The organism is Pedobacter sp. (genome assembly GCF_035317785.1).
Classification (GTDB): Bacteria; Bacteroidota; Bacteroidia; order Sphingobacteriales; family Sphingobacteriaceae; genus Pedobacter.
On sequence record NZ_DATHGC010000323.1, the window covers coordinates 1 to 24,264 of the forward strand.

Annotated in this window: 26 protein-coding genes; 16 read left to right on the forward strand and 10 right to left on the reverse strand. The window is 42.7% G+C overall.

Translation table 11 applies throughout. From position 1 onward, the window contains the following. The coding region (locus tag VK541_RS19940; protein WP_414692632.1) for a family 16 glycoside hydrolase at positions 1-246 on the forward strand (246 nt) is incomplete at its 5' end. A gap of 108 nt (positions 247-354) precedes the next feature. Next, the gene (locus tag VK541_RS19945; protein ID WP_324372198.1) at positions 355-1,398 is read left to right on the forward strand and encodes an NAD(P)-dependent alcohol dehydrogenase; all 1,044 of its coding nucleotides are present in this window, start codon (positions 355-357) and stop codon (positions 1,396-1,398) included. Positions 1,399-1,405: 7 nt separating this feature from the next. Here VK541_RS19945 and VK541_RS19950 read toward each other — a convergent pair whose 3' ends face one another. Then, positions 1,406-2,074 (reverse strand): O-methyltransferase, encoded by a 669-nt coding sequence (locus VK541_RS19950; RefSeq protein WP_324372199.1) that lies wholly within the window; start codon positions 2,072-2,074, stop codon positions 1,406-1,408. A gap of 41 nt (positions 2,075-2,115) precedes the next feature. On the opposite strand from VK541_RS19950, the gene VK541_RS19955 reads away from it, so the two are divergent. After that, positions 2,116-3,588 (forward strand): TPM domain-containing protein, encoded by a 1,473-nt coding sequence (locus tag VK541_RS19955; protein WP_324372201.1) that lies wholly within the window; start codon positions 2,116-2,118, stop codon positions 3,586-3,588. A gap of 5 nt (positions 3,589-3,593) precedes the next feature. Here VK541_RS19955 and VK541_RS19960 read toward each other — a convergent pair whose 3' ends face one another. Both VK541_RS19960 and VK541_RS19965 read right to left on the reverse strand, forming a co-directional pair. Continuing rightward, positions 3,594-6,176 carry an AsmA-like C-terminal region-containing protein gene (locus VK541_RS19960; RefSeq protein WP_324372202.1) on the reverse strand — a complete coding sequence of 861 codons (2,583 nt, stop codon included), beginning with the start codon at positions 6,174-6,176 and terminating at the stop codon, positions 3,594-3,596. 36 nt (positions 6,177-6,212) lie between these two features. Next, positions 6,213-6,671 carry a PA2169 family four-helix-bundle protein gene (locus VK541_RS19965; protein ID WP_324372203.1) on the reverse strand — a complete coding sequence of 153 codons (459 nt, stop codon included), beginning with the start codon at positions 6,669-6,671 and terminating at the stop codon, positions 6,213-6,215. A gap of 63 nt (positions 6,672-6,734) precedes the next feature. Between VK541_RS19965 and VK541_RS19970 the strand changes: the two genes are divergently transcribed. Next, a complete protein-coding gene (locus tag VK541_RS19970) occupies positions 6,735-7,001 on the forward strand; it encodes a hypothetical protein (protein WP_324372204.1) in 267 nt (88 codons plus the stop codon). A 2-nt stretch (positions 7,002-7,003) separates the two neighbouring features. Here VK541_RS19970 and VK541_RS19975 read toward each other — a convergent pair whose 3' ends face one another. Continuing rightward, positions 7,004-7,459 (reverse strand): low affinity iron permease family protein, encoded by a 456-nt coding sequence (locus VK541_RS19975; RefSeq protein ID WP_324372205.1) that lies wholly within the window; start codon positions 7,457-7,459, stop codon positions 7,004-7,006. A 95-nt stretch (positions 7,460-7,554) separates the two neighbouring features. Between VK541_RS19975 and VK541_RS19980 the strand changes: the two genes are divergently transcribed. From VK541_RS19980 to VK541_RS19990, 3 genes are all read left to right on the forward strand, one after another. After that, entirely contained in the window at positions 7,555-7,947 is a 393-nt protein-coding gene (locus VK541_RS19980) for a hypothetical protein (protein WP_324372207.1), read from the forward strand. Positions 7,948-8,053: 106 nt separating this feature from the next. Beyond that, on the forward strand, positions 8,054-10,393 hold the full coding sequence (locus VK541_RS19985; protein ID WP_324372208.1) for a GAF domain-containing protein: 2,340 nt from the start codon (positions 8,054-8,056) through the stop codon (positions 10,391-10,393). Positions 10,394-10,480: 87 nt separating this feature from the next. Further along, positions 10,481-10,630, forward strand: a complete 150-nt coding sequence (locus VK541_RS19990; RefSeq protein ID WP_324372209.1) for a lipoprotein — start codon at positions 10,481-10,483, stop codon at positions 10,628-10,630. On the opposite strand, the gene VK541_RS19995 is transcribed toward VK541_RS19990, so the two are convergent. From VK541_RS19995 to VK541_RS20005, 3 genes are all read right to left on the reverse strand, one after another. Beyond that, positions 10,627-11,280 (reverse strand): YceH family protein, encoded by a 654-nt coding sequence (locus tag VK541_RS19995; protein ID WP_324372210.1) that lies wholly within the window; start codon positions 11,278-11,280, stop codon positions 10,627-10,629. The genes VK541_RS19990 and VK541_RS19995 overlap by 4 nt on opposite strands. Positions 11,281-11,288: 8 nt before the next feature. Then, positions 11,289-12,284 (reverse strand): L-glyceraldehyde 3-phosphate reductase, encoded by a 996-nt coding sequence (mgrA, locus tag VK541_RS20000; RefSeq protein ID WP_324372252.1) that lies wholly within the window; start codon positions 12,282-12,284, stop codon positions 11,289-11,291. Positions 12,285-12,349: 65 nt separating this feature from the next. Then, entirely contained in the window at positions 12,350-12,529 is a 180-nt protein-coding gene (locus VK541_RS20005; RefSeq protein WP_285056497.1) for a histone H1, read from the reverse strand. Positions 12,530-12,789: 260 nt separating this feature from the next. Between VK541_RS20005 and VK541_RS20010 the strand changes: the two genes are divergently transcribed. After that, positions 12,790-13,152 carry a response regulator gene (locus tag VK541_RS20010; RefSeq protein ID WP_324372211.1) on the forward strand — a complete coding sequence of 121 codons (363 nt, stop codon included), beginning with the start codon at positions 12,790-12,792 and terminating at the stop codon, positions 13,150-13,152. A 2-nt stretch (positions 13,153-13,154) separates the two neighbouring features. Here the strand turns inward: VK541_RS20010 and VK541_RS20015 are convergent, their stop codons facing one another. Beyond that, positions 13,155-13,925, reverse strand: coding sequence for a queuosine precursor transporter (locus VK541_RS20015; RefSeq protein ID WP_324372212.1), 771 nt, complete (start codon positions 13,923-13,925; stop codon positions 13,155-13,157). 66 nt (positions 13,926-13,991) lie between these two features. Here VK541_RS20015 and VK541_RS20020 point away from each other — a divergent pair, with 66 nt between their 5' ends. From VK541_RS20020 to VK541_RS20045, 6 genes are read left to right on the forward strand one after another with little or no spacing between them, the layout of a single operon-like run. Beyond that, the gene (locus VK541_RS20020) at positions 13,992-15,137 is read left to right on the forward strand and encodes a methionine aminotransferase (protein ID WP_324372213.1); all 1,146 of its coding nucleotides are present in this window, start codon (positions 13,992-13,994) and stop codon (positions 15,135-15,137) included. Positions 15,138-15,161: 24 nt separating this feature from the next. Continuing rightward, positions 15,162-15,968, forward strand: coding sequence for a nitrilase family protein (locus VK541_RS20025; RefSeq protein WP_324372215.1), 807 nt, complete (start codon positions 15,162-15,164; stop codon positions 15,966-15,968). Continuing rightward, positions 15,968-16,990 carry a N(4)-(beta-N-acetylglucosaminyl)-L-asparaginase gene (locus VK541_RS20030; protein ID WP_324372216.1) on the forward strand — a complete coding sequence of 341 codons (1,023 nt, stop codon included), beginning with the start codon at positions 15,968-15,970 and terminating at the stop codon, positions 16,988-16,990. The genes VK541_RS20025 and VK541_RS20030 overlap by 1 nt, the downstream gene beginning before the upstream one ends. A gap of 18 nt (positions 16,991-17,008) precedes the next feature. Beyond that, the gene (locus VK541_RS20035; RefSeq protein ID WP_324372217.1) at positions 17,009-17,749 is read left to right on the forward strand and encodes a copper homeostasis protein CutC; all 741 of its coding nucleotides are present in this window, start codon (positions 17,009-17,011) and stop codon (positions 17,747-17,749) included. A 21-nt stretch (positions 17,750-17,770) separates the two neighbouring features. After that, positions 17,771-19,558 (forward strand): translation elongation factor 4, encoded by a 1,788-nt coding sequence (gene lepA, locus VK541_RS20040; RefSeq protein WP_324372219.1) that lies wholly within the window; start codon positions 17,771-17,773, stop codon positions 19,556-19,558. A gap of 2 nt (positions 19,559-19,560) precedes the next feature. Next, positions 19,561-20,442, forward strand: coding sequence for a bifunctional 5,10-methylenetetrahydrofolate dehydrogenase/5,10-methenyltetrahydrofolate cyclohydrolase (locus VK541_RS20045; protein WP_324372221.1), 882 nt, complete (start codon positions 19,561-19,563; stop codon positions 20,440-20,442). Between the two features lie 3 nt (positions 20,443-20,445). On the opposite strand, the gene VK541_RS20050 is transcribed toward VK541_RS20045, so the two are convergent. Then, the gene (locus tag VK541_RS20050) at positions 20,446-20,778 is read right to left on the reverse strand and encodes a Rieske (2Fe-2S) protein (protein ID WP_324372222.1); all 333 of its coding nucleotides are present in this window, start codon (positions 20,776-20,778) and stop codon (positions 20,446-20,448) included. Between the two features lie 95 nt (positions 20,779-20,873). Here VK541_RS20050 and VK541_RS20055 point away from each other — a divergent pair, with 95 nt between their 5' ends. Further along, the gene (locus VK541_RS20055) at positions 20,874-21,497 is read left to right on the forward strand and encodes a 7-carboxy-7-deazaguanine synthase QueE (protein ID WP_324372223.1); all 624 of its coding nucleotides are present in this window, start codon (positions 20,874-20,876) and stop codon (positions 21,495-21,497) included. 52 nt (positions 21,498-21,549) lie between these two features. Continuing rightward, entirely contained in the window at positions 21,550-23,445 is a 1,896-nt protein-coding gene (locus tag VK541_RS20060; RefSeq protein ID WP_324372225.1) for an OmpA family protein, read from the forward strand. A gap of 3 nt (positions 23,446-23,448) precedes the next feature. On the opposite strand, the gene kdsA is transcribed toward VK541_RS20060, so the two are convergent. Beyond that, positions 23,449-24,264 carry a 3-deoxy-8-phosphooctulonate synthase gene (kdsA, locus tag VK541_RS20065; RefSeq protein ID WP_324372227.1) on the reverse strand — a complete coding sequence of 272 codons (816 nt, stop codon included), beginning with the start codon at positions 24,262-24,264 and terminating at the stop codon, positions 23,449-23,451.

Consider the following 24,264-nt stretch of genomic DNA (forward strand, 5'->3'; position numbering starts at 1 on the left):
TTAGTGGTGCATTATGTGAATGGTGAAGAGGTTTTACGGTATGAAAGACCACAGTCTGACCCCGTTGGCGGAGCCGAAGAAGGTGCGCTCATAAAAGGCGGCAGCATTTCCCTTCAAAGCGAAAGCCATCCTGTAGATTTCAGGAAGGTAGAGCTCATAGATCTTGAAAAGTACGCCAAAAATCCGGCAGAATTACAAGAGGTGATCAAAAAACTAATGGCAGAAAAGAGGGTTGCCAAACAATAATTTTTGGCTTATTCCATCCCGAAGGTTTGATTCTTGTAATTAATCGTTTGAATTTTACAATGCTTTGCTTCGGGTTTCATTTATTTTTACATCAATAATTAGCATATTATGATAGCAGCAAAAGCATACGCGGCGCAAAGCCCCGAAACGAATCTGGCTCCCTGGAATTTTGAAAGACGTGAAGTAGGGCCTCACGATGTACAATTTGACATTTTATTTTGCGGCGTTTGCCACTCGGACCTGCACCAGATCAAAAATGACTGGTTTCCCGGAATATTCCCGATGGTTCCCGGTCATGAGATCGTTGGCCGTGTGACTAAGGTAGGTAATCATGTAAAAAACTTTAAAGTGGGTGACCTGGCTGGCACAGGATGTATGGTTGATTCCTGTCAGGTCTGTGAAAACTGTAAACAAGACCTCGAACAGTACTGCCTGGAAGGCAATACACCAACTTACAACGGTTTTGAACGGGACGGTAAAACGCCCACATATGGCGGCTATTCAAACACCATTGTTGTCAGAGAAGAGTTTGTGCTGCACATATCAGATAAACTGAACCTCGCAGCTGTAGCCCCCTTATTGTGCGCTGGTATTACCACCTACTCACCACTGAGATACTGGAAGGTAGGTAAAGGTCATAAGCTTGCGGTATTGGGCCTGGGCGGACTTGGCCATATGGCGGTTAAATTTGGAGTGGCTTTTGGTGCCGAGGTAACCGTACTCAGTACCTCACCTAAAAAAGAGGAAGATGCGCGAAAACTTGGCGCCCATCATTTCGTAGTGACCACAGATCCTGACCAGGTAAAGGCAGCCGGAGGTACATTTGATTTTATACTGGACACGGTGTCTGCTCCCCACGATTTTAACATGTACCTCTCTTTACTCAGAACCAATGGCACTATGATTTGTGTAGGCGTGCCACCTGAACCGGCGCAAGTGGCTGCATTTAGTTTACTCGGCGGTCGTAAAAGCCTGGCGGGATCTGGTATTGGCGGTATTGCCGAAACCCAGGAAATGCTGGATTACTGTGCGGAGAACAACATTGTCTCGGACATAGAAATGATTGATATGAAAGATATTCAAACTGCTTATGATCGAATGATAAAGGGAGATGTCCGTTACCGGTTTGTAATTGACATGGCTACTTTATAGCGCTGGTTTATTTATTTACGAAAGCTATTGCCATCCCATCGTATTCCTTAGCTCCTACGGTTTGCAATATGGTGGCAGTAACTTTCGTATTTTCAGACAGCACCTGGTTTAGACGCCTTACTCCTGCTACCCGGTCATCGCTGCTATTCTCGTCCAACACTTTTCCTTCTCTGATCACGTTGTCACAGATAATCACTGCTCCTGGTCTTGCCAGATCTAGCGCAGCTTCAAAATATTCTTTATAAGGCGGTTTATCGGCGTCGATAAATATCAGATCAAAGTTTGTTTCACCGGACTCTTTGAGCTGCTCCATCACTTCAGATGCTTTTCCAACGCGTAAATCCACCTTCTCCAAAAGTCCCGCATTTTCTATATTTTTCCGGGCAATACTGGCATGATGGGGATCGAACTCAACTGTAACGATCTTGCCACCTGCAGGAAGTGCCCTGGCCATCCATATTGTACTATACCCGCCGAGAGTTCCAAGCTCCAGTATTTTTTTAGCATTGCACATTAATGCAATGACCTGCAAAAATTTTCCCTGGTTTGCGGTGACGCTGATTTGTGGCATATCAGCTTCATCCAGTGACTTTATCGTCTGCTGAAGAACTTCATCTTCAGGCGCCAGCAACTGGCTGATATAAAGGTCTACTTTTTCAAACATTTGTTGATCCATACACAAATATAAAATTCAATCATTAAATTGCCTTTATAATTATGAAAAAGTCATCGCTCTTCTTGTTCGTTTGTATCGTGTTGCTGATGACAGGATGTGATCAGAAATCTCAAAAAGAAAGGATCTCGGGCATTCCGGACCCCAAAAAGCTCAATGAAACTTATGTAAGTAATCCGGATCAGTTGCTTAGCCCGGAAACTGTTTCTGGTCTCAATGCAAAGTTAAGTGCCCTTGATCAGGCAGGGACTGCACACATTGATGTCGTATTTGTAAAAACCATCGGAGAACTCGTTCCAAAAGAAGTTGCGCATGAGTTATTCAATACCTGGAAGATCGGAGACAAAGAAACCAATAATGGTCTGCTGATCCTGATTGTTCAGGATCAGAAACGGATTGAGTTTGAAACAGGTTATGGCCTTGAGGGTGTTCTTCCTGATGTAATCTGCTACCGGATCCAGCAGCAATATATGATCCCATACGCAAAGCTAAATGACTTTAACAGCGCTGTTAAACAAGGAGTTGATGCAGTAATTAGCCATCTCACTTCCAGTCCGGCTCCCAATTCGCCCGACACAACGGGTTCGCAGGAGTTAACGATAGTGCCGCCGGAGTCTCTGCAAAGCCTGACAGATACGGATCTCGCCTATAACAGTCAGGAGCCAGGTGATGTTTATTCATTGATTTTAGCTGTGATCTACTTTGTAATCTCGATCATAACAGGAATTGCCCTTGTCAAAAAAGCGAGTCTGAGAATTCTGATCATTTTGTTTATTTTCATAGCGCCGGTTCTTTTTGTCGTTCACCTGAATCTTAATTATCCGGTTTCCTGGCATAATCTCAGGGCATTAATGATCGCCTATATCTTTCTGCTGATCTATACTCATATTCATATCTTCTTACTCAACTGGATATCAGCACCTTCATTTAAAGCGGGAAACCAGCATGAACAGTATCTGATGCGGCGCAACACTTTTGCGTCTATGGAATGGGTAGTAAAGGTATTTGCTTTTCCTTTCTTGTGGCTGTTCTGGAAAAAACATCAGGATCGATTGGAATCATTGAGGTATGAAAACATCAATTGTGAGCATTGCGGAAGGATAATGATTTTAACGAACGAGGCAAAGGATGATGAATTTCTATCAAAGGGACAGGCAAAAGAGGAGGAAATCCTTTCGGTTGACTATGATGTATGGGTGTGCAAAGATTGCGGATTAAACAAAATTCTGGATTACAGTAATTTGAAATCAAAAGCCAGGGAATGTACACAATGTCATTTCATTACTGCATTATTTTCAAGACGTGAAACAATAGAACCGGCCACCACGTCCAGTCAGGGCTACGGATACGACTATTTTGGCTGCGCGAATTGCGGAAAAGAGACCCATGAACAGTTTATCATACCAAAAATATCTACGTCGAGCAGTTCCTCCTCTTCTTCCGGAAGTTCGTCGGGCAGCAGTTCATCAAGCAGCGGGGGTTCTTCGGGTGGAGGCGGTGCGGGAAGCAGTTGGTAAGCGCTTTATTCCTTCTTCTTAAAGAGACCTTTCAGTTTATCAGACAACGCGCTTTTTACCTTTTCCGTTGCCTGGGTCTTAAGTGTATCTGCTTTAGCCTGCACAACGGCCTTAAGTTCTTCCTTTTTCTCGGAAATGACCTGACTGGCCATAGTTTTAGCTTCTGTTTTAGCATCACCTGCGGCGTACTTCAAGCTGATGGTAGGTTTCAATATGGTACCACCCAGCGTCGCATTCACTTTTATAGTTTCACTGAGCGCCACACTTGTCCCCGCTTTGTTGTTTAGCTTGGAGATGAAGGCATTTGCTGTCTGATTGGCTTTGGCACCAAGCAATGCCCGGGGCACATTTAAACCCAATTGATAATCGATACTCTGATCCAGGCCGTTTGACCCCTGGACGTTCATGACTATACCTTCTTTCTTTATGTCAAACGGGGATACATTTAACCGGCCGTTTTCAATCCTGAACTTAGTAAGTACATTGTTCAGTTCCAGCTTCTTAAATTTATCAGCGCTTAATGCAGAAGCAAGCTTATTCAGTGGCTCAAATCCATCGAGTACCGCCTGGATGATATTCGTTAGTCCTGCTGCATTAATCGACGAATACACCGGCATCATGTGCTCATCAAGGTCTGAATTAAACTTCAGATTGGTAGAAAAAACGCCCTTCGCAAATTTAGCTACAGGAGCGAGCAATTTAACAGTATTAAATGCATTGAATGCTTTTTGAATGTCCATTTTTTCAATGCCAAAATCTATGTCGACCTTAGGTTTTTTAGGATCAATCGTTGCGTAAGAACCATTCATATTGATTTTACCATCCAGCATATTCATGCCCATATCTTTAAAGTATATGGTTTTATCTTTTACAACCAACGTACCCTTTGCATTACTGATATCGTAATTATCATATAAAATACGGCCGGCGTTTGCCGTAAGATTAAAATCTATGTTTCCGGGAACCTCAAACACGGAAAGCTTCGCATCGCTTTTCACTCCCTTTTCCCCCTTCTCCGGAGTACCAACCAATTCATTGACATCAATCAATCCTGATGATACATTGAAATTTCCCTGTAAAGCCTGGTTCTTTTTAAAGAAATAGCTCAGGTAATTATTTACAGATCCATTTGCCTTAAAGTCACTTCTTCCGACCTTAGCTGTTAGTCCGGACAGGATGATATTTTTCGGGCTAAAATTCATTTTTGCAGATGATATGCTTACCGGCATGGGTACATTTTTTCCTGAGTAGTTGAAATTGCCGGCCAGCATCTGTCCCGACGCCTTAAACGCTTCATACCGCCCATTGTCAATTGCTGACTTCCGCCCGGCGGCCTGCACATCGGCATCCAGAATACCGCTCAAAGTCATGTCTTTCATTGGAAAGATGGCCGTCAATTGTTTCAAATCCAGCTTGCCTTTTAATGCCAGATCGACAAAAGGATCCGTGACGGGATTTTTAAGTAACAACCGTCCATCTATAGGTGCCACACCAAATTCCAAATGGAAAGCCGGCACGTTTACTACGGTATGGTCTATTATTCCGTCCAGGTTACTGATCTGAGATTTAACCCGGATGTTATTAATTGCCGAAGGCAAGGAAGGATATTTGATTTTACCGTTTTCTATCGAAAGGTTTACATGAAAAGCCGGAAGTGATTTTTCATTATAGGTTCCCTTGGCTGTACCATCCATCGCAAATTTACCGGTCGCTTCCATATCTTTAAAATTGCTTGCATAAATTGCAGGGATCAGCGAGAGGAAGTTCTTAAGTTCGGACTGCTTTGCGTCAAACTTAAAGTCCATCACTATGTCTGTTTCATTAGGCATGGACAGATAGCCCACAGCCGACAATAACAATTCATTTAACTGAATTTTATTCTCCGCAAAGCTGAATTTCATGTTTTTCATATCCATGTCAATGGGCAGCGCCGCGTTTAACTCTACCTTATTGAGATATGGAATGCCACCATATTTAACCGTCAGTTTTTCTATATCTGACAAGGTCTGCAACTTAAACAGATCTTCTGTAAAGTCACCCTTACCCGAGTGATTCAGGTTTTCCATCTGCATGAAAAAGTCTAATGAAGCATCATCATAGATTACATTTCCTTTTTCAATCGCATATTTCTGCAATGCCACTTTAAAGTTGGCTTTAGCCGTATCGGCATCTGGGGAAGTTAAACTGTCAGGCTTTGCGATGTCCCAGTTTGCTTTTCCGCTTTTTAAAACTTTAGCTAAAATAGTTGGTTGATCCAGATTAATAGAATTAATCTGGTAAGTGTCTCCCTTGACTACACTCATCAGATTGACATTCAATTGCAGCTGTTTGATGTTTGCGAGTGTGTCTTTGGCAAAACTATCCACACCAACAACAGTCAGGTTATTAATCTTAATTCCTAAATCAGGAAAAGTGCTGATCAGACTTAGATCAAGATCTTTAAAATCAACTTTCGCATTGACGCTTTCATTGATCGATGATTTGATCTTTGCATTAATTTCCTTTTTAAAAAATAAAGGAACGGCTACAGCAGCCGCAATTAACACGGCGAATATGACAGCAACGATAATAACTATTTTCTTAAACATGGCTTTCTTACAATAAAAGTTGCAAGATAGGCATATTTACCTTTGTTCAAACTGCTGGCGCAAACGCTGAATTTCTCTCAATGCATCAGCTATGCCCGCCCGCTGCGTTTTCAGCAGATTCAAATGATCTGCGTGTGTTTCGGGATCAACTATAAGCTGGTCATACTTATCCAACGCCTCGTTTTCGCCTGTTTCTACAGCACTTAGAATGGCAACATCTTCTTTAATACTCAAGGCTTGTTTAATCTCGATCCAGGTGCGGTGTATCGCCCCCAGCAGCCCCCCGGTTTCGTTATCGGAGTCACCTCCATGCTGTGCGATGTGGTCTTTCAATTCCATGGCATAGCCCGCCCTCTGGGCCGAAAATTTTAAAAAAACACCTTTTAATTCAATACTGTCTGTATTTTCACTGGCCGTTTCATAGCCTTCTTTTCCGTCATTCAGGATATTTATCAATCCTTTCAGATCGCTGACAATTTCGCTGTCGTTTTCCATAACTTCTGATTTATAATTCAATAACCCCTTTTGCACACTAATGGTTTTGATTAGCTTTACCCGATGGAAAACGTTAACGACAATCCGTATGTGCAGTTCAATGCAAAAATCTGGAATGACTGGAAAAAAGATGGGGTTAAATATGTCAAACTGGTAGAATTGGAAACAGACCTTTCTGTTAAATTTTTTGAACTGATACCAGACTCTGAAATCCCGGATTCAGACGAGACGATTTACCCCATTCATTCAGAAGATATTGAAGAGCTGCTGGAACCGCTCCCTAAGGTCAAATTCCTGGTGCATAAAATATACCTCGACGAAGAAGGGTAAACTTAATCAAATGATTTTTTAGTACTCTTTATCTTGTGCAGGTCCTCCGCAGCATCAATAGAGTGTGATTTATGAATATCTTCATCTTTCTCTGAGATCTCAGCCAGTTTTTCATAATACTTGTGCAGCACATCGAGTTCAGATTCTGTAAGGTCTTCTATATCCACCATCCTGTTACTGGCGTGCCTGCTTGCTGCAATCAACTCGTTCAGTTTCAGCTGTATCGCTTTTGAATCCTTATTTTGTGATTTTTGAATCAAAAAGACCATCAGGAATGTAATGATGGTAGTGCCGGTATTGATCACCAGCTGCCACGTATCAGAATAATTGAATATAGGGCCCGTAATCACCCAAACGATAATGACCAATGAGGCTACACCAAAAGCCACAGGACTGCCTGTCCAATTGGTAATTTTGGTGGAAATATGCTCAAAAAAATTGTGTTTGCTTCTTTTCATTTATTCCTGGTGTTAGAAGATATTTTACAATAACGTCTAATTTTTATTCATAAACAAAGCCCTTTGTATTTTGTTCTAACTCTAAATTATATTTAATGGAACCACATGTTTACTGGATGTTTATTTTGGCTCTTCCTGTCGCCTGCATTGCATGGACGGTAACAAAGGAAGAAGTGTTTAAGGAAATAAGGGAGTACTGCGTCAACAAGTCCAAAACCTGTCGGTATATTTTTGAAAGGAAATTCTTTTATCTTTTCACCTGCGAATACTGCTTCAGTCATTATGTAACCGTCCTGGTATTGTTCATTAGCAAATATACTTTACTCTACCCCGACTGGAGGGGGTATTTTATTGCCGGCTTTTCAATCGTGTGGATCGCTAATGTTTACATGAGCATTTACAACCTTATCCGCATTGATCTGAAAAAAGAAAAGCTTCAGGCTCAAAAAGAAGAGGAAAAATTAAAGAATGGTGACCTTAGCCCCTGATGATTGGTAACAGGTTATTTTATATCTTTATATGGTTATTTTGATTGTAGCGTTACAAATCGTTAATGTGTACGTCTAACATAGAAACAGAATTGTATAAAGAGATATGAAAAAGACCATACTTGATCTTTCTGAAAGTAAGGGGTGTCCTATTGAAGTGGATTCCGCAATCTCTTTTGTACCCTTTATTGAGTATTTAAGGAGAAAAGTCAAGGAAGAAAATACTGTTAAAGCATTCCTTTATAAAAACGCACTCCAGGAATTTGAAGCGCAAATTTCAGATGAGGAAGATATTTCGCTGGATAACATCTATAAGTTTGAGCTGCTGCTTGAGCACATGTATGCCTGTCTGTCTCCTACGCTTGCAACCGAAGACACACTTGCCTGGGGATTATGTTTTCCTGTCCAGCCCATTACCTTTTATGGTACCGATCTGATGTACCATTTACTCGAAACCAAAAACCATGATCACAATGCTTATGTGATATCAAAAACTCCTGAAGAACATTATAAAGAACGCCTGCAGCTTTTGTATTCGTTTATACTTAAAAAACTGTACAATTTTCAGCCTCCGGTCAAAACACACCAGTTTCATACAGGCATAAAAACTGATACTGGTCTGCAGGAATTTTTCCACGTACAGATCAACACCGACTTTATTGACGTAAAGGCTAAAGAAGAGCTGCCGCAATTGACCATCAGAGAGTTACAACAATACCTCTCAGATGAATCGGGGCTTGATACACTTCAGCATCTGCTGCCTTTAAGTCTTTTTGAATTTCGGGGCATTTCAGTGCTTACAGTATCCGATGTAACCGCCTTGCATGCTGTTGAAAATATAAAAAAAGTAAGGCTTACACGGAGCCCGGGTGCCGAAGAGGCATCTTATGCTGAAGTGATCCAATCACTAAAAACCCTGGTACAAAACAACAATATCCATTTTGACCTTTTCCCCTTTGTAAAAGTCAACAATAAAATGGTTTACGGATATGTAAAGGGCGGTAGCGGTGTATTGTTTTCTGTCTGGGGAGAGCAAACCCTCAGTCCTGAAACTTTTCAGCAATATGCAGAAGGTTATGCCGCAAATCCCAACTCTTTCTATTCTCCCGATATTTTGGCAGAAAGCAAGGAAATGTTTCCCTGGCTGGACAAATTCATAGCTCTCGGTGTCAGGTCTCTTGCCCTTATACCCGTATTTTATGACCATGCGGTAGTTGGTGTACTCGGCATGCACACCTGGTCAGGTGAAGCTTTTGACGAAACAACATTATCTCTTCTGGAACCGGCATTGAATCCGATAGCGCAGCTGCTGCAGGTTTATATTGACGAGTTCAACCTGGAAATTGAAAATATAATTAAAGAAAAATATACTTCTATTCAGCCGTCGGTACAGTGGAAATTTAATGAGGCTGCGTGGCATCACCTGCACGACAAGAAAAAACACCTGCCGGCAAGGAATGAAAGTATTGGTTTCAACAATGTATACCCTTTTTATGGAGCCATAGACATTCGAAATTCTACTGCAGAAAGAAACAGTGCCAGCAAAGCAGACCTGGGATTACACCTGAGTATGCTGGAGGAAACTTTGCTGTCTCTAAGATCCCATGATCAATCCTCATTAATTGAAGAAATGTTGTTCAATTGCAAAAAATGGAATGGGATCCTGAAAGAGGGAGAGCTCAATACCACGGAAGAAAATAATCTGAACATATTTTTAAAGGAAGAAACTACTGAATACCTGCGTCACGTAGCCCAAACCCAGCCAAGGGCAAAAGAAATGATTCAAAAATATTTGGAGATCATGTCGTCAGGCAACGGAGAGGTCTACAAAAACAGGCAGGCTCTGGAAGTTTCGATGCAGATGATCAACACCGCCATCAACAATTATTTTGAGGCGGAAAAAGAAAAACTGCAATTGACTTATCCGTGTTATTTCGAAAAATTCAGGACTGATGGCGTAGAATATGATATTTATATTGGTCAGTCCATTGCCCCGGATAGACCGTTTAGCAATTTTCACCTTAAAAATCTCCGGCTCTGGCAACTTTCTTCAATGACCCATGTAGTTAAAATGATGAAACAACTCTTGCCTGATCTGCCTGTTAAGCTGTCAACAACACAATTGATTTTCATACACAATCATACCATTGACATCAGCTTCAGGGCAGACGAACGAAAGTTTGATGTAGAAGGAGCGTACAACATCAGGTACCAGATGATCAAAAAAAGGATAGACAAGGTATTAATAAGGGGCTCGCAGGAAAGACTGACACAGCCGGATAAGCTTGCTTTGATCTATTTTAACAGGAGGGATATTGAAGATTACCTTCCTTTTGTGAAATACTTGCAGGAAACAGGTGTTTTACATGCGGACACAGAAGACCTCGAACTCGAAGATCTGCAGGGACTAAGCGGATTGAAAGCGCTGCGTGTATTGGTACTATAGCCATAGATATGTCAATTATTTGCAAAAACCGAAACATATATAATTTTGTGTATATTTTTGACTATAATAACCATTTAGTCAGAACTTATGAAAAAAACTATATCAGTGCTTTCATTAATTTTATTGTTGACCGCTTGCAGTGAACCCAAAATGAGACTAAGGGCATCTGAACCTAAAGAAGAAAAAAAAGCAGTTGTTTTGGAAAAAAAAGACACCGTTAAAACGGTCAAACCTTAACCCGTCAATTCTTTCATCAGTTTATCGAAATCAGCACGCATGGCAGCCAGCTCTTCCTCTACCCTGGCGAGGCGCTGTTCCAGGTCGCTGGCCGGCCGGCTGTAGTGCTCGTCATCTGGTTCTTCCCGGGTTAAATCAGGTACTCCCCCTAAAAGATGAATGTACCGGGTTTCTTTTTGTCCGGCCCTTTTTGGCAATTGCATGACATACGCAGATTCCGGACCGGCAAGTTTTTCGAGTACAGACTGTACTTCTTCAAGAGATTCAAATTCATAAAGTCTTCCGGAATTGGTATTGATCTCACCAGGAGTTTGTGCCCCTCTAAGCATCAGAAGGCCAATAACCGCAACTTCTGAAGGTAATACCGGGAAGACTATTGCAAAATTATGTTTGTATTTCACTACCCTGCTCGCTCCGCCAGTGGCCGTAGAGATCAGGCTTCTGCGCTTTAAAGTATCAAGGGTAAGTGTAACTGTCTGTTCATCATACTGGACCACTGGTTTTCGCGAAGTCTTTTGGTTGCAGGCAGCAGTAATGGCATTAATGGTCATCGGATAATACTCTGGTGTAGTCCTGGACTTCTCCATCAGTACGCCCAGTACCCTGATCTCTTCGGCATTCAGTACCGGTAAAGTAAACTGTGAGTCCATAATCTTGATTAAGAATTTGATAAAATGCGATCAATATCCTTCAGTTCGGAATCACTAAAATCAATATTATTCAAACATTTCAGGGAATCTGCCAACTGTTCTGGCCTGCTGGCACCAACCAGTACAGATGTTATCCTGTCATCACGAAGGATCCAGGAAAGAGCCATTTGAGCCAATTTTTGTCCCCTGCCCTGAGCAATTGTATTCAATTGGTTCAACTGTTGCAGTACGGCTTCTGTAATCTGATCTGACTGTAAAAATCCGTGTGGTTTTGCTGCTCTTGAATCTGCAGGAATCCCTTTTAAATATTTATCAGTAAGCAGTCCCTGTGCCAATGGGGAGAAAGGGATACAGCCCACACCTTCATTGCCGAGCAAATCCAGCAGCCCATCCTCCACCCAGCGCTCGTACATTGAGTACTTGGGTTGGTGGATCACACATGGCGTACCAAGTTCTTTAAGCAACTGAATCGCTTGAGCTGCCTCTGCCGGTTTATAATTGGATATCCCTGCGTATAACGCTTTCCCCTGACGAACAATCAGGTCCAGCGCTGACATCGTTTCTTCAAGAGGGGTATCAGGATCAGGCCTGTGGTGATAAAAGATATCCACGTAGTCCAGTTCCATTCTTTTGAGACTCTGATCCAGACTTGATACCAGGTATTTTTTAGAACCCCAGTCGCCATAAGGTCCATCCCACATGGTATAACCTGCTTTTGTGGAAATGATCATTTCATCTCTGTACCCCTGAAAATCCCGCTTCATCAACCTGCCAAAATTCTCTTCAGCTGAACCCGGAGGCGGGCCATAGTTATTGGCAAGGTCGAAATGAGTAATACCACTGTCAAATGCAAGTTTTAATATTTCAGCGCAATTTTCCAATTGGTCAACATGACCGAAATTGTGCCAGAGACCTAAGGATACTGCAGAAAGCTTTAATCCGCTTTTACCGCAGCGACGGTATTGCATGTTGTTATATCGCGAAGAAGAAGGTGTATAGGGCATATATGGAAGGAAAATAAAGTAGCGGCCGGTAAAAGCCACTACTTTACTCTTATTAGATTGAAAAATTATTTACCGCTGTTTTTCTTATCAGTAACTTCAGCACGGATTTCCTGTGCAAGCACTTTCAGGTCCTGCATCGCTTTACGCACTCTCGTTCCGGCAGCGTTGTTGCCTGCACTATAAAATTTTTCAGCATCAGCCTCTACAGAAGCCAATAATTCTTTCACTTTTGAAAATTTTTCCATGTTTTTTTGTTTTGTTTTTTAGATGAATGAAAGCCGCTTACGCGGTTTCCATGTTGTTTTGTTTTTTAGTTCAATGGAATCTGCCAAAACATTAGCCCGTACATTTTTCCATGTTTTTTAATTTATAAGCCAAATATATATTATTTTATAAATAACACGGCATTATTTACATCTCATTGCCGTTTTGGTCTTTTATGCTTTTATTTCAAAAACCTTTTATGCCTTCGTTGGTTGTTTTTTAAAACGAAGACTATCAGGCTATGGATAAACTTATACATGTTGTAGAAGATGATGATGACATTAGGTTTATTGTTGAATATATACTTATTGAATCAGGATATCGGGTTGAATCATCAGCTACTGCAAAAGAGTTTAGCGCATACATGACCCATCTCCGGCCAGATCTGATACTTTTGGATGTCATGCTTCCGGACGGAAATGGAATAGAACTTTGCCGTAATCTAAAATCCGATATAGAAACGCATGAGATCAAAATCATTATCATGTCTGCTCATGCAGCAGAAAAAGCAGTATTGGAAGAAGCTTGTGCAGATGATTTTATCAGTAAGCCCTTTGATCTTGATTATCTGATAGATCATGTTAAAAAAATCCTGCCTGCCTAGAATTATTTTCTGCCTGCCATTTTGATCATTCTTTGTGAAAGGTCTTTGCCCAGATAACCGTCTATCAGGCCGTGTACCAGGTATAGGATGGGCGTCATTAATACGGCTACCACAAATTTATAAGTGTAGTTTACTAATCCTATCGCCGCAACCATTTGCCAGCTCCAGTGGTATTGGGGGTTGAGGTAAAAAGCGATAAAAATAACTACAAAGCTATCGATAAATTGAGATACCAGTGTAGACCCCGTGGCCCTGAGCCATAACGCTCTTTCGCCAGTGATCCTTTTAATTCTGTGAAAGATCATTACATCAGCGACCTGGCCTATGATAAATGCAACAATAGAGCCTACTATAATCCACATGCCCTGGCCGAAAACACCGGCGAATGCATTGTTCATGTTAATGGCTTCGCCGTTGATATTTTGCCTGATCCAGAAATCTGACGGAGTTAAATGCATGGCACCTCCAACTACAATAAATGCATAGGAAATGAGAACTGCTGTGAGTATAGAAAGATAACGAACCTGCCTGACCCCAAAATACTCATTGATAATATCCGTCATGATGAAGATAATGGGCCAGGTCAGCACACCGGCAGACATGTTGAAAGAAAGGTTGGGTACTCCGAGCAGATCGATGTCAAATTTTTTAATGCCAAGGGTGCCTTCCACAGTAAATATTTTGACCCCAATAAATTCTGAAAGAATGGCATTGGCAACGAAAAAAGCCCCCAAAACCAATAACAGTTTACTTTCCTTTGTTTTGAAACTCATAGCAGGCTGAAATTATTAAAATATTCTGATATAACGGGATAAATATTATTTCTATTTTAGCCCGGTATGATATCAATACAATCCAAATTACCCGGTGTAGGCACCACCATTTTCACGGTGATGTCCAAGTTGGCCGAAGAGTATAAGGCCATCAACTTGTCTCAGGGTTTCCCTGATTATCCATGTGATCCCAAACTCATTACCGAGGTTACCAAGGCCATGAAAAAGGGCTTTAACCAATATGCACCAATGCCGGGGCTTCCTGCATTAAGGGAACTTATTGCCGAAAAAGCACACCACCTGTACGGGGCACCTTACGACCCGGATACCGAAGTCACCATTACTGCTGGCGGCACGCAAGCGATATTTACAGCTTTGGGCGCAAGTATTAGTCCGGGCGACGAAGTCATCATTTTTGAGCCTGCCTACGACAGCTATGCTCCTGCTGTAAAACTGCTTGGGGGATTGGTAAAACCGTATGAACTTGCGCCGCCCAACTATGAGATCGACTGGGAAATGGTCCGGAAACTGTTCTCTGCCAATACCAAAATGATCATTTTAAATAGTCCGCAAAACCCTACGGGATGTATTTTGTCTGAAAAAGACATTAAGGCACTGATCAGACTGACCAGGAATACGGATATCCTGATCCTGAGTGATGAGGTATATGAGCATATTATCTTTGATGGCCAGACCCACCACAGCATCGCCTTATATCCCGAACTGAGAGAAAGGAGCTTCATTACGGCATCTTTTGGTAAGCTGCTGCATACTACCGGCTGGAAGCTCGGCTACTGCCTCGCGCCTGAGAGATTGATGAAGGAATTCAGAAAAGTACACCAGTTTAATGTATTCAGTGTAAACACTCCTATGCAGCTGGGGATTGCGAATTACCTGAAAGACCCTTCAACCTATCTTGGTCTGTCTGCATTTTTCCAGGAAAAGCGGGACTTGTTCAGATCTCTGCTAAGCGAAACCAAATTTAAATTATTACCTTGTAATGGTTCTTACTTTCAATGCATCAGCTACGCACATTTGAGTAATGAAAAAGATAATGAAATGGCTGTCAGCCTGGTAAGAGATTATGGGGTAGCCAGCATACCGGTTTCTGCTTTTTATACAAAGCATACAGACCACAGCGTTTTGCGCTTTTGTTTTGCAAAAAAGCAAGAAACGCTGGAAAAAGCCGTTCAAAGGTTAATGAAATTATAATTTTACATCCCTTTAGATTAATATATGGAACAACCAAATTACCTGAACATCAATAATCTTAAGATTACCATTTTCCAGGCTTATTTGTTTTGGGAAAATATAGACAAAAACCTCCAGAACCTTGCTTTGAGACTTTCTATGGGCATCAAGGAAAAAACGGACCTGATCATTCTACCCGAGATGTTCAACACGGGTTTTAGTATGAATGCTGAAGCGCTGGCTGAGGAGATGAACGGAAAAACCATGCTTTGGATGGCTCAGACCGCTCAAAAATACGATTGCGTACTAACAGGAAGCCTTATCATTAAAGAAAACGGACAATATTATAACAGGATGATCTGGATGCTGCCCGACGGCACGCACAGTCATTACGATAAAAGACACTTATTTGGCCTCGGCGATGAGGATAAGAATTATTCACCTGGTCAGGAAAAGGTAACCGTTGACCTGAAGGGCTGGAAGATCAGGCTTGCGATCTGTTACGACCTCCGCTTTCCTGTATGGCTACGCAACCAAAATACAGAATATGATATTTTATTGCTGATCGCCAGCTGGCCTGACAAACGTTCCGCACACTGGAATGCATTGATTCCTGCGCGGGCAATTGAAAATCAAAGTTATGTGATCGGAGCCAATCGTGTCGGTCACGATGGTAAAGAGGTTTATCACAGTGGTCACTCACAATGCATAGATCCCATGGGGAAAACAGTTTATTACAAACCAGAGGATGAAGATCTGTATACATTCAGTATCCATTACGATGAACTTGTAAAAACCCGGCGCAGCTTTCCTTTTTTAAGAGATGCTGATCATTTTAAAATTATTAAATAATGCTCAACCGTAGAAAATTTATAAAAGCGTCTGCGCTATCGGCTTCATTGCTGGCTATTGATAAAAAAAATGCACTGGCATTCACCATGGAGCCCAGTCCTGGTTCGCCTGTAGTGATTTCAACCTGGGATTTTGGAATTCCGGCAAATAAAGCAGCATGGAAGGTATTGTCTGCCGGAGGGAGGGCGTTGGATGCGGTAGAACAAGGGGTCCATGTACCCGAAGCCGACCCTAAAATTCAGACGGTTGGCTATGGCGGATTTCCTGATCGTGACGGCCACGTGACCCTTGACGCCTGCATTATGGATGAATTTGGAAACTGCGGTTCGGTTGCCGGTATAGAACACATCGTTCACCCTATTTCAGTGGCAAGATTAGTGATGGAAAAAACACCGCATGTCATGCTGGTTGGCGAGGGTGCGTTGCAGTTTGCGCTTGAAAATGGTTTTAAAAAAGAAAACCTGCTCACTAAAGAAAGTGAGAAAGCATGGAAAGAATGGCTTAAAACAGGCAAATACGAACCGGTGATGAATATTGAGAATAAGTATGACAAGGCTGCACCCAGGAAATTGCCGGGAAACCAATACAATCATGATACGATAGGAATGCTGGCACTGGATGCGAAAGGAAATCTGTCAGGCGCTTGCACCACCAGTGGAATGGCCTATAAACTGCATGGACGTGTTGGCGACAGTCCAATTATCGGAGCAGGATTATATATAGACAATGAAATTGGCGGCGCTACTTCTACCGGTGTAGGTGAAGAAGTGATCAGAAACGTGGGCAGTTTTCTGGTGGTAGAACTCATGCGGCAGGGCCGTTCACCTGAAGACGCCTGCAAAGAGGCCGTAATGAGGATCATAAAAAAGAAGCCGGATATTGCAAAAAACATCCAGGTAGGATTTCTCGCTTTAAATAAAAAAGGTGACTATGGTGCGTATGCGATCCAGAAAGGATTCAATTACGCCGTTTGCACGGCGCAAAAAGACGATTTGCTGGTTGACGGGAAAAGTTACTATTAAAATTAAGCGGGTCTCATCATGATTAATATGGAAGTATGCGCCAACTCACTGCGTTCTGCACTCGCGGCACAGGAAGGTGGTGCAATACGTGTTGAGCTTTGTGACAATTTACCTGAGGGCGGTACTACGCCCAGTTATGCTCAGATTGCGCTGGCAAAAAAAATACTGGATATACAAATCTACCCCATCATCAGGCCGAGGGGCGGTGATTTTCTATATACTGATCTGGAGTTTGAGCTGATGAAGGCAGATATATCCATGTGCAGGTCGCTTGGCTGCAATGGGGTAGTTATCGGTATTTTAAAAGCAGACGGCACAGTGGATGTCACACGGTGCAGGCAGCTGATCAACCTGGCCGGCCCTATGGGTATAACTTTTCACCGGGCTTTTGACATGAGCAATGACCTGTTTAAGGCACTGGAAGACATTATTGAACTGGGTTGCGAACGCATTCTCAGTTCCGGTGGAGAAGCTTCGGCATTGCAGGGTGCTGAAGTTCTGGCCGCGCTGATCAATCAGGCCGGACGTCGAATCAGTATCATGCCGGGCGCTGGCATATCCGCTCAAAATATTTCCGAGCTCATCAGGATGACAGGTGCCAGAGAGTTTCATGCTTCTGCCCGTAAAACGGTGAAAAGCCATATGGAATTCAGGAATCCAAAACTGAACATGGGCGCCCTTGCAGATGAATTCAGCTATGATGTGACGGACAGCCGTACGGTAAAAACCTTAATTGAACTGGCCAATAGTGTAGAATAAAATCTTATCTTTGCGCCACTGATGAAGCATATACGTAATTTCTGCATAATTGCACATATTGACCACGGGAAAAGCACTCTGGCTGACCGTTTATTAGAATACACCAAAACCATTAGCTCGCGCGAAGCTCAGGCGCAGTTGCTGGACAATATGGATCTGGAGCGTGAGCGTGGAATCACAATCAAAAGCCACGCCATACAAATGAATTATAAGGTTGGTGAAATTGAATACAATTTTAACCTGATTGATACACCGGGCCACGTGGATTTTTCTTACGAAGTTTCACGCTCCATTGCGGCCTGCGAAGGTGCCCTGCTGATCGTTGATGCTTCTCAGGGAATTCAGGCACAAACCATTTCCAACTTATACCTGGCTCTGGAGCACGATCTGGAAATTATCCCGATTCTAAATAAAATGGATTTACCAGGGGCAATGCCTGAAGAAGTGAAAGACCAGATTATTGATTTAATCGGCTGCAAACGAGAGGATATCATTCCGGCATCAGGCAAAACAGGCCTGGGTATCCCGGATATCATTCAGGCTATAGTAGACCGTGTTCCTGCTCCGGTTGGCGACCCTGAGGCTCCTTTACAAGCCCTGATTTTCGACTCTGTTTTTAATCCTTTCAGGGGAATTATCGCTTATTATAAAGTAGTAAACGGCCAAATTAAAAAAGGTGATAAGGTTAAATTCATCAATACAGGCAAACAATATTTAGCGGACGAAGTTGGTATCCTGAAACTGGATATGGCGCCACGTGCCGTAGTTAAAACCGGTGACGTAGGTTATATCATTTCAGGGATTAAAGAAGCCCGTGAGGTAAAAGTTGGTGATACGATTACTACAGTTGACAGACCATCTTTAGACTCTATTCAAGGCTTTGAAGAAGTTAAACCAATGGTTTTCGCCGGGATTTATCCCGTTGATACAGATGAGTTTGAGGAGTTACGTGAGGCGATGCATAAGCTGCAGTTGAATGATGCTTCTATTGTTTTTGAACCGGAAAGTTCTGCCGCTTTAGGTTTCGGTTTCCGTTGTGGCTTTCTTGGAATGCTGCACATGGAGATTATCCAGGAGCGCCTGGAACGTGAATTCGACATGACGGTGATTACCACCGTGCCCAATGTATCTTATATCGCACGAACCACTAAGGGCGATGAAGTTATCGTAAACAATCCATCAGATTTACCGGACCCGAGTAAACTTGATTCTGTGGAAGAGCCTTATATCAAAGCAAATATCATTACTAAAGCTGAGTTCGTCGGTCCGGTGATGTCACTTTGTATCCAAAAAAGAGGAATTATCGTCAATCAGTCTTATCTGACTTCTGATCGTGTGGAGCTTGTATTTGAAATGCCTATGGGAGAGATCGTTTTCGACTTCTATGATAAACTAAAAACGATTTCCAAGGGTTATGCTTCATTTGATTATCATCAGATCGGCTATCGCAAATCGGATCTTGTCAGATTGGATATGCTGTTAAATGAAGAACCGGTTGATGCTTTATCTTCCCTGATCCACCGCAGCAATGCCTACGATTTTGGAAAGAAAATCTGCGAAAAACTAAGAGAATTGATTCCCAGACAGCAATTCGAGATCAAGATCCAGGCATCTATTGGTGCAAAAGTTATTGCCCGGGAAACGCTGAGTGCCTTGCGTAAAGATGTTACTGCTAAATGCTATGGCGGTGATATTTCACGTAAACGCAAGCTGTTGGAAAAACAAAAACAAGGAAAGAAACGTATGCGCCAGGTCGGTAATGTGGAAATCCCGCAGACCGCATTTATGGCCGTACTGAAATTAGATTAAGAATGCAGTTACTCGACGGAAAAATCATATCAGAAAAGATAAAACAGGACATAGCAGCCGAGGCCGCTGATTTTTTAGCTTCATCAGGAAGAAAACCACATTTAATCGCCATATTGGTTGGCAATGATGGTGGCAGCGAAACCTATGTGGCCAGCAAAATGAAAAATTGTGAAAAGGTTGGCTTTCAATCTTCACTGATCAGGTACGATAATTCAGTAAGCGAGGCCGAATTGCTGGCTAAGGTAGAAGAAATTAACCAAGATGCAGGTGTAGACGGACTTATAGTTCAGCTTCCTCTTCCTAAACACATAGATCCGGAGAAGGTAACCGAAACAATCGATCACCGCAAAGATGTGGATGGCTTCCATCCCATCAACCTGGGCCGCATGATGCGTAACCTGCCTTGTTTTGTTCCGGCGACCCCTTATGGCATCATGCTGATGCTGCAGGAATATGGTATTGACACCACAGGCAAACACTGTGTCGTAGTGGGCAGGAGCAATATCGTAGGCAGTCCGATGAGTATCCTGATGGGCAGAAATGCCAATCCGGGCAACTGCACAGTGACACTAACCCATAGCAAAACTGCGAATCTAAAAGAAATGAGCCTTCAGGGAGATATCGTCATTGCCGCTATCGGCAGGAAGAACCACATAACAGCAGACATGGTAAAACCTGGTGCGATTGTAATCGATGTGGGTATGAACCGTGAGACTTCCGAAACTACAAAATCGGGTTACAAGCTATATGGAGATGTTGATTTTGAAAATGTGGCACCAATTTCTTCATGGATCACCCCCGTTCCCGGTGGTGTAGGATTGATGACGATTGTCGGCTTGCTGAAGAATACCCTGTCATCGGCAAAGAAAGAAATTTACAAATAAAGGTTAGCTCCAAAGTTTTTTCCAAAAGCTTTCTTTAATGCCTATATAAACGCCGTCAGCTCTGGTTTCAACAGGGTAAGTATCGATATAATCGCCCTGACCTTCTGCACCCCTTCCAGTCTGCAAACTGTATTCCCAGCGATGGATCGGGCAAACCAGGTAACCATTTTTACACCAGCCGCCGCTTAGGATGCCACCGGCATGCGGGCAAGTGTTCTGCACCGCAAATATTCTTTCCTGATGGCGGATCAGACAAAGCTTTTTCCCGGCCAGGTTCACCTGCATTACAAACTCATCATCCGGAATTGGTTTATCAACCTTGTGCCATCGGATCATTCCAAATAATTTTTCATTGCTTAGTCATTAAACACGTTCAATATACGAGGTTTAGCGCTCGCTTACATTATTTTATTTAACTTTGCGCCCTCATTATGGCACATCAAATACCGGAAGACGGCACATTGCTTCCTTTAATGGAAGAATTTTACACAATACAGGGCGAAGGCTTCAATACCGGAAAGGCAGCATATTTTATTCGTTTAGGCGGCTGTGATGTGGGCTGTCACTGGTGTGATGTCAAAGAAAGCTGGGATGCAGAGCTACATCCTTTGACCGCGGCGGATGATATTGTAGCCAAAGCCGATAGCTTTCCGGGCAAAGCAGTTGTGATCACGGGCGGTGAGCCCCTGATCTACAATATGGACTACCTGACTACCGAACTGCAAAAAAAAGGGATCAAAACCTTTATAGAAACTTCCGGCGCCTATCCTCTTTCCGGTACCTGGGACTGGATCTGCCTGTCTCCAAAGAAGTTTAAAGCGCCAAGACCAGACATCACTCCTTTTGCGCATGAACTGAAGGTGATCGTTTTCAATAAGAGTGATTTTGAATGGGCAGAGAAATATGCAGAGACCGTTTCGGACAACTGCAAACTGTACCTGCAGCCTGAATGGTCAAAATCGAAAGATGTCACCCCGCTCATTATTGATTACGTAATGGCCAACCCCAAATGGGAGATCTCTTTGCAGACCCACAAATTTTTAAACATTCCATAGCATTTATTGCCTATTCTCGCTATATTTAACCTAATCGTTAATACGAGCGTTTATGAAGAAATTGTTATTTCTGTTCTTCTTATACTTTGCCGCATGCAGTGTTAACGCTCAAACCTCAGCGGTAAAGAAAGCCCAGAACAGCTTTGACAAGGCACAGGCTCATTTAAAAAATGACCAGTACAACCTTGCTGTAGCTGCGCTGGCTGAGGCCGTAAAAGCGGACCCAAATTTTCAGTTTGCTTTTATACAACTCGGAGACATTAACAGAAGGATAAAAGCGTATGACGCTTCCAGGGCAGCCTTTAAAAGTGCTATAGCATTAGGAAAAGATGCAGACCCCAGAATGTACTATGGGCTGGCCGAGGCAGACATCAATACCGGCGACTATGCTGATGGCCTGAACAATATCAAGCTATTCTTGAATAAGTACAAAGGCACAGATCCGGATTTCATCCGAAGGGCCAATAAATATTTAAAAGATTGTGAATTTGCAATTCTGGCCATTAAAGCTCCGAAGAAATATGAACCTGTAAATCTGGGGGATGCCATCAATTCTAAATACAGAGACTACTTTCCTTCTGTTACGGCAGACGGCGAAAAAATGATCTTTAGCAGAAACATCAATGACAACGAAGATTTCTATATCGCCGAAAAGAAAAGCAATAAGTGGAGTATTCCAGTACCATTAAGCAACAAGATCAATACTGAAAAATTTAATGAAGGTGCGCAGTCAATTTCGGCTGATGGCCGTTACCTTTTCTTTACAGGCTGTAATAGGCCAGATGGATTGGGCAGATGCGATATTTATGTAAGTCACAAAGAAGGCAGCAGCTGGGGAGAAGCATTCAATCTGGGTGCCCCGCTAAATACTCCTTATTGGGAATCACAGCCAACAATTAGCCCTGATGGCAACACCTTATACTTTGTAAGTAACAGGCCGGGCGGACAGGGTGGCTATGACATTTGGAAAAGCATGCTGAAAAGTGACGGCTATTGGAGCAGGCCCGAAAATCTTGGTCCGGAGATCAACACCCCTTACGATGAACATACCCCCTTTATCCATTCCGATGGAAGAACACTTTACTTTTCATCAGATGGCTGGCCCGGAATGGGCAATAAAGACATATTCCTAAGCCGTACCGGTGACAATGGCAAATGGGGTGTACCTGAGAACCTGGGTTATCCCATCAACACATTTAACGAAGAAACAGGGCTGATCGTAACGCCAGACGGAACAGAAGGATTATTCTCCTCAAACCTGAAAGGCGGGTACGGCGATATGGACATCTATCAGTTTAAAATGCCTGCCGATAAAAAACCTATGCCGATTACCTATGTAAAGGGAATAGTAAAAGACAAAGAAACCGGTAAATTTTTAGAAGCAAGGGTTCAGGTGGTAAACCTGAAAAGTAAAAACACAGAGTACGATGATTTTACATCAGCTGAAAACGGGGAATTTTTGGCTGTAATGCCAATAGGCGGAAATTACCTTTTCAATGTAAGTGCAGACGGGTACTTATTTCATTCGGAAAACTATCAGCTCAATGAAGCTTACATCAACACTCCTTTTTTATTGCAGATCACACTTGAAAAGCTAAAGGTCGGCACCAATGTAGTGCTAAAAAACATATTCTTTAATACCAGCGAATATGTGCTGTTGCCTGCCTCAGTCACCGAGCTGAGTACATTGTCGAATTTACTAAAGAACAACAGCAGGATCAGCATTGAGATCCAGGGACATACCGATAATGTAGGTAATGAAGCTGACAACAAAAAACTATCATTAATGCGGGCTAAGGCCGTTTATGATTACCTGACCGCACAGAAAATAGCACCGGAACGCATGGCTTATAAAGGCTTTGGCGAAACTGCTCCCGTTGTAAACAACGAAACTGAAAACAACAGAAAACAAAATAGAAGAACCTCTTTTGTCATTACCAGTCTGTAATACCTAGATTACCGCCTGCCTTATTCTAATGAGTTTTACCAGCAGATCTTCCAGCAAAGTAAGATGAAGCATATTTGCCCCATCTGATTTCGCATTCGCAGGATCCGGGTGAGTTTCGATAAATAAACCATCTGCGCCTACCGCTATTGCCGCCTTTGCAATGGTTTCAATAAGCTGAGGTTTCCCCCCTGTAACGCCGCTGCTTTGATTAGGCTGCTGCAGAGAATGCGTACAGTCCATTACCACCGGCACTCCAAAGCTCTGCATTTCAGGCAAGCCGCGATAATCAACGATCAGGTCCTGGTAGCCGAAAGTGTTACCCCTGTCAGTCAGGATCACTTTATTATTCCCTGCCTCCACAATCTTCTCTACCGCAAATTTCATGGAGCCTGCCGAAAGGAACTGGCCTTTCTTTACATTCACCACCTTACCTGTTTGGGCAGCCGCAATAAGCAGGTCCGTTTGCCGGCATAAGAAAGCAGGGATCTGCAATACATCCACATAGGCCGCAGCCATCGCAGCTTCACTACTTTCGTGAATGTCGGTTACCGTAGGAACGCCGAAGGTTTTGCTTACTTTTTCCAGAATCTTCAATGCTTTCTCGTCACCAATACCTGTAAAAGAATCTCCTTTTGAGCGGTTCGCTTTGCGGTAAGACCCTTTGAAAATATATGGGATATTGAGTTTATCCGTGATCGAAACTATCTTTTCAGCTATGCGAAGCGCTATTTCCTCACCCTCTATGGCACATGGACCTGCCATTAAAAAGAAATTGCCTGAATCCTGGTTTTTTAAATTATCTAACTGAAAGTTGATCAT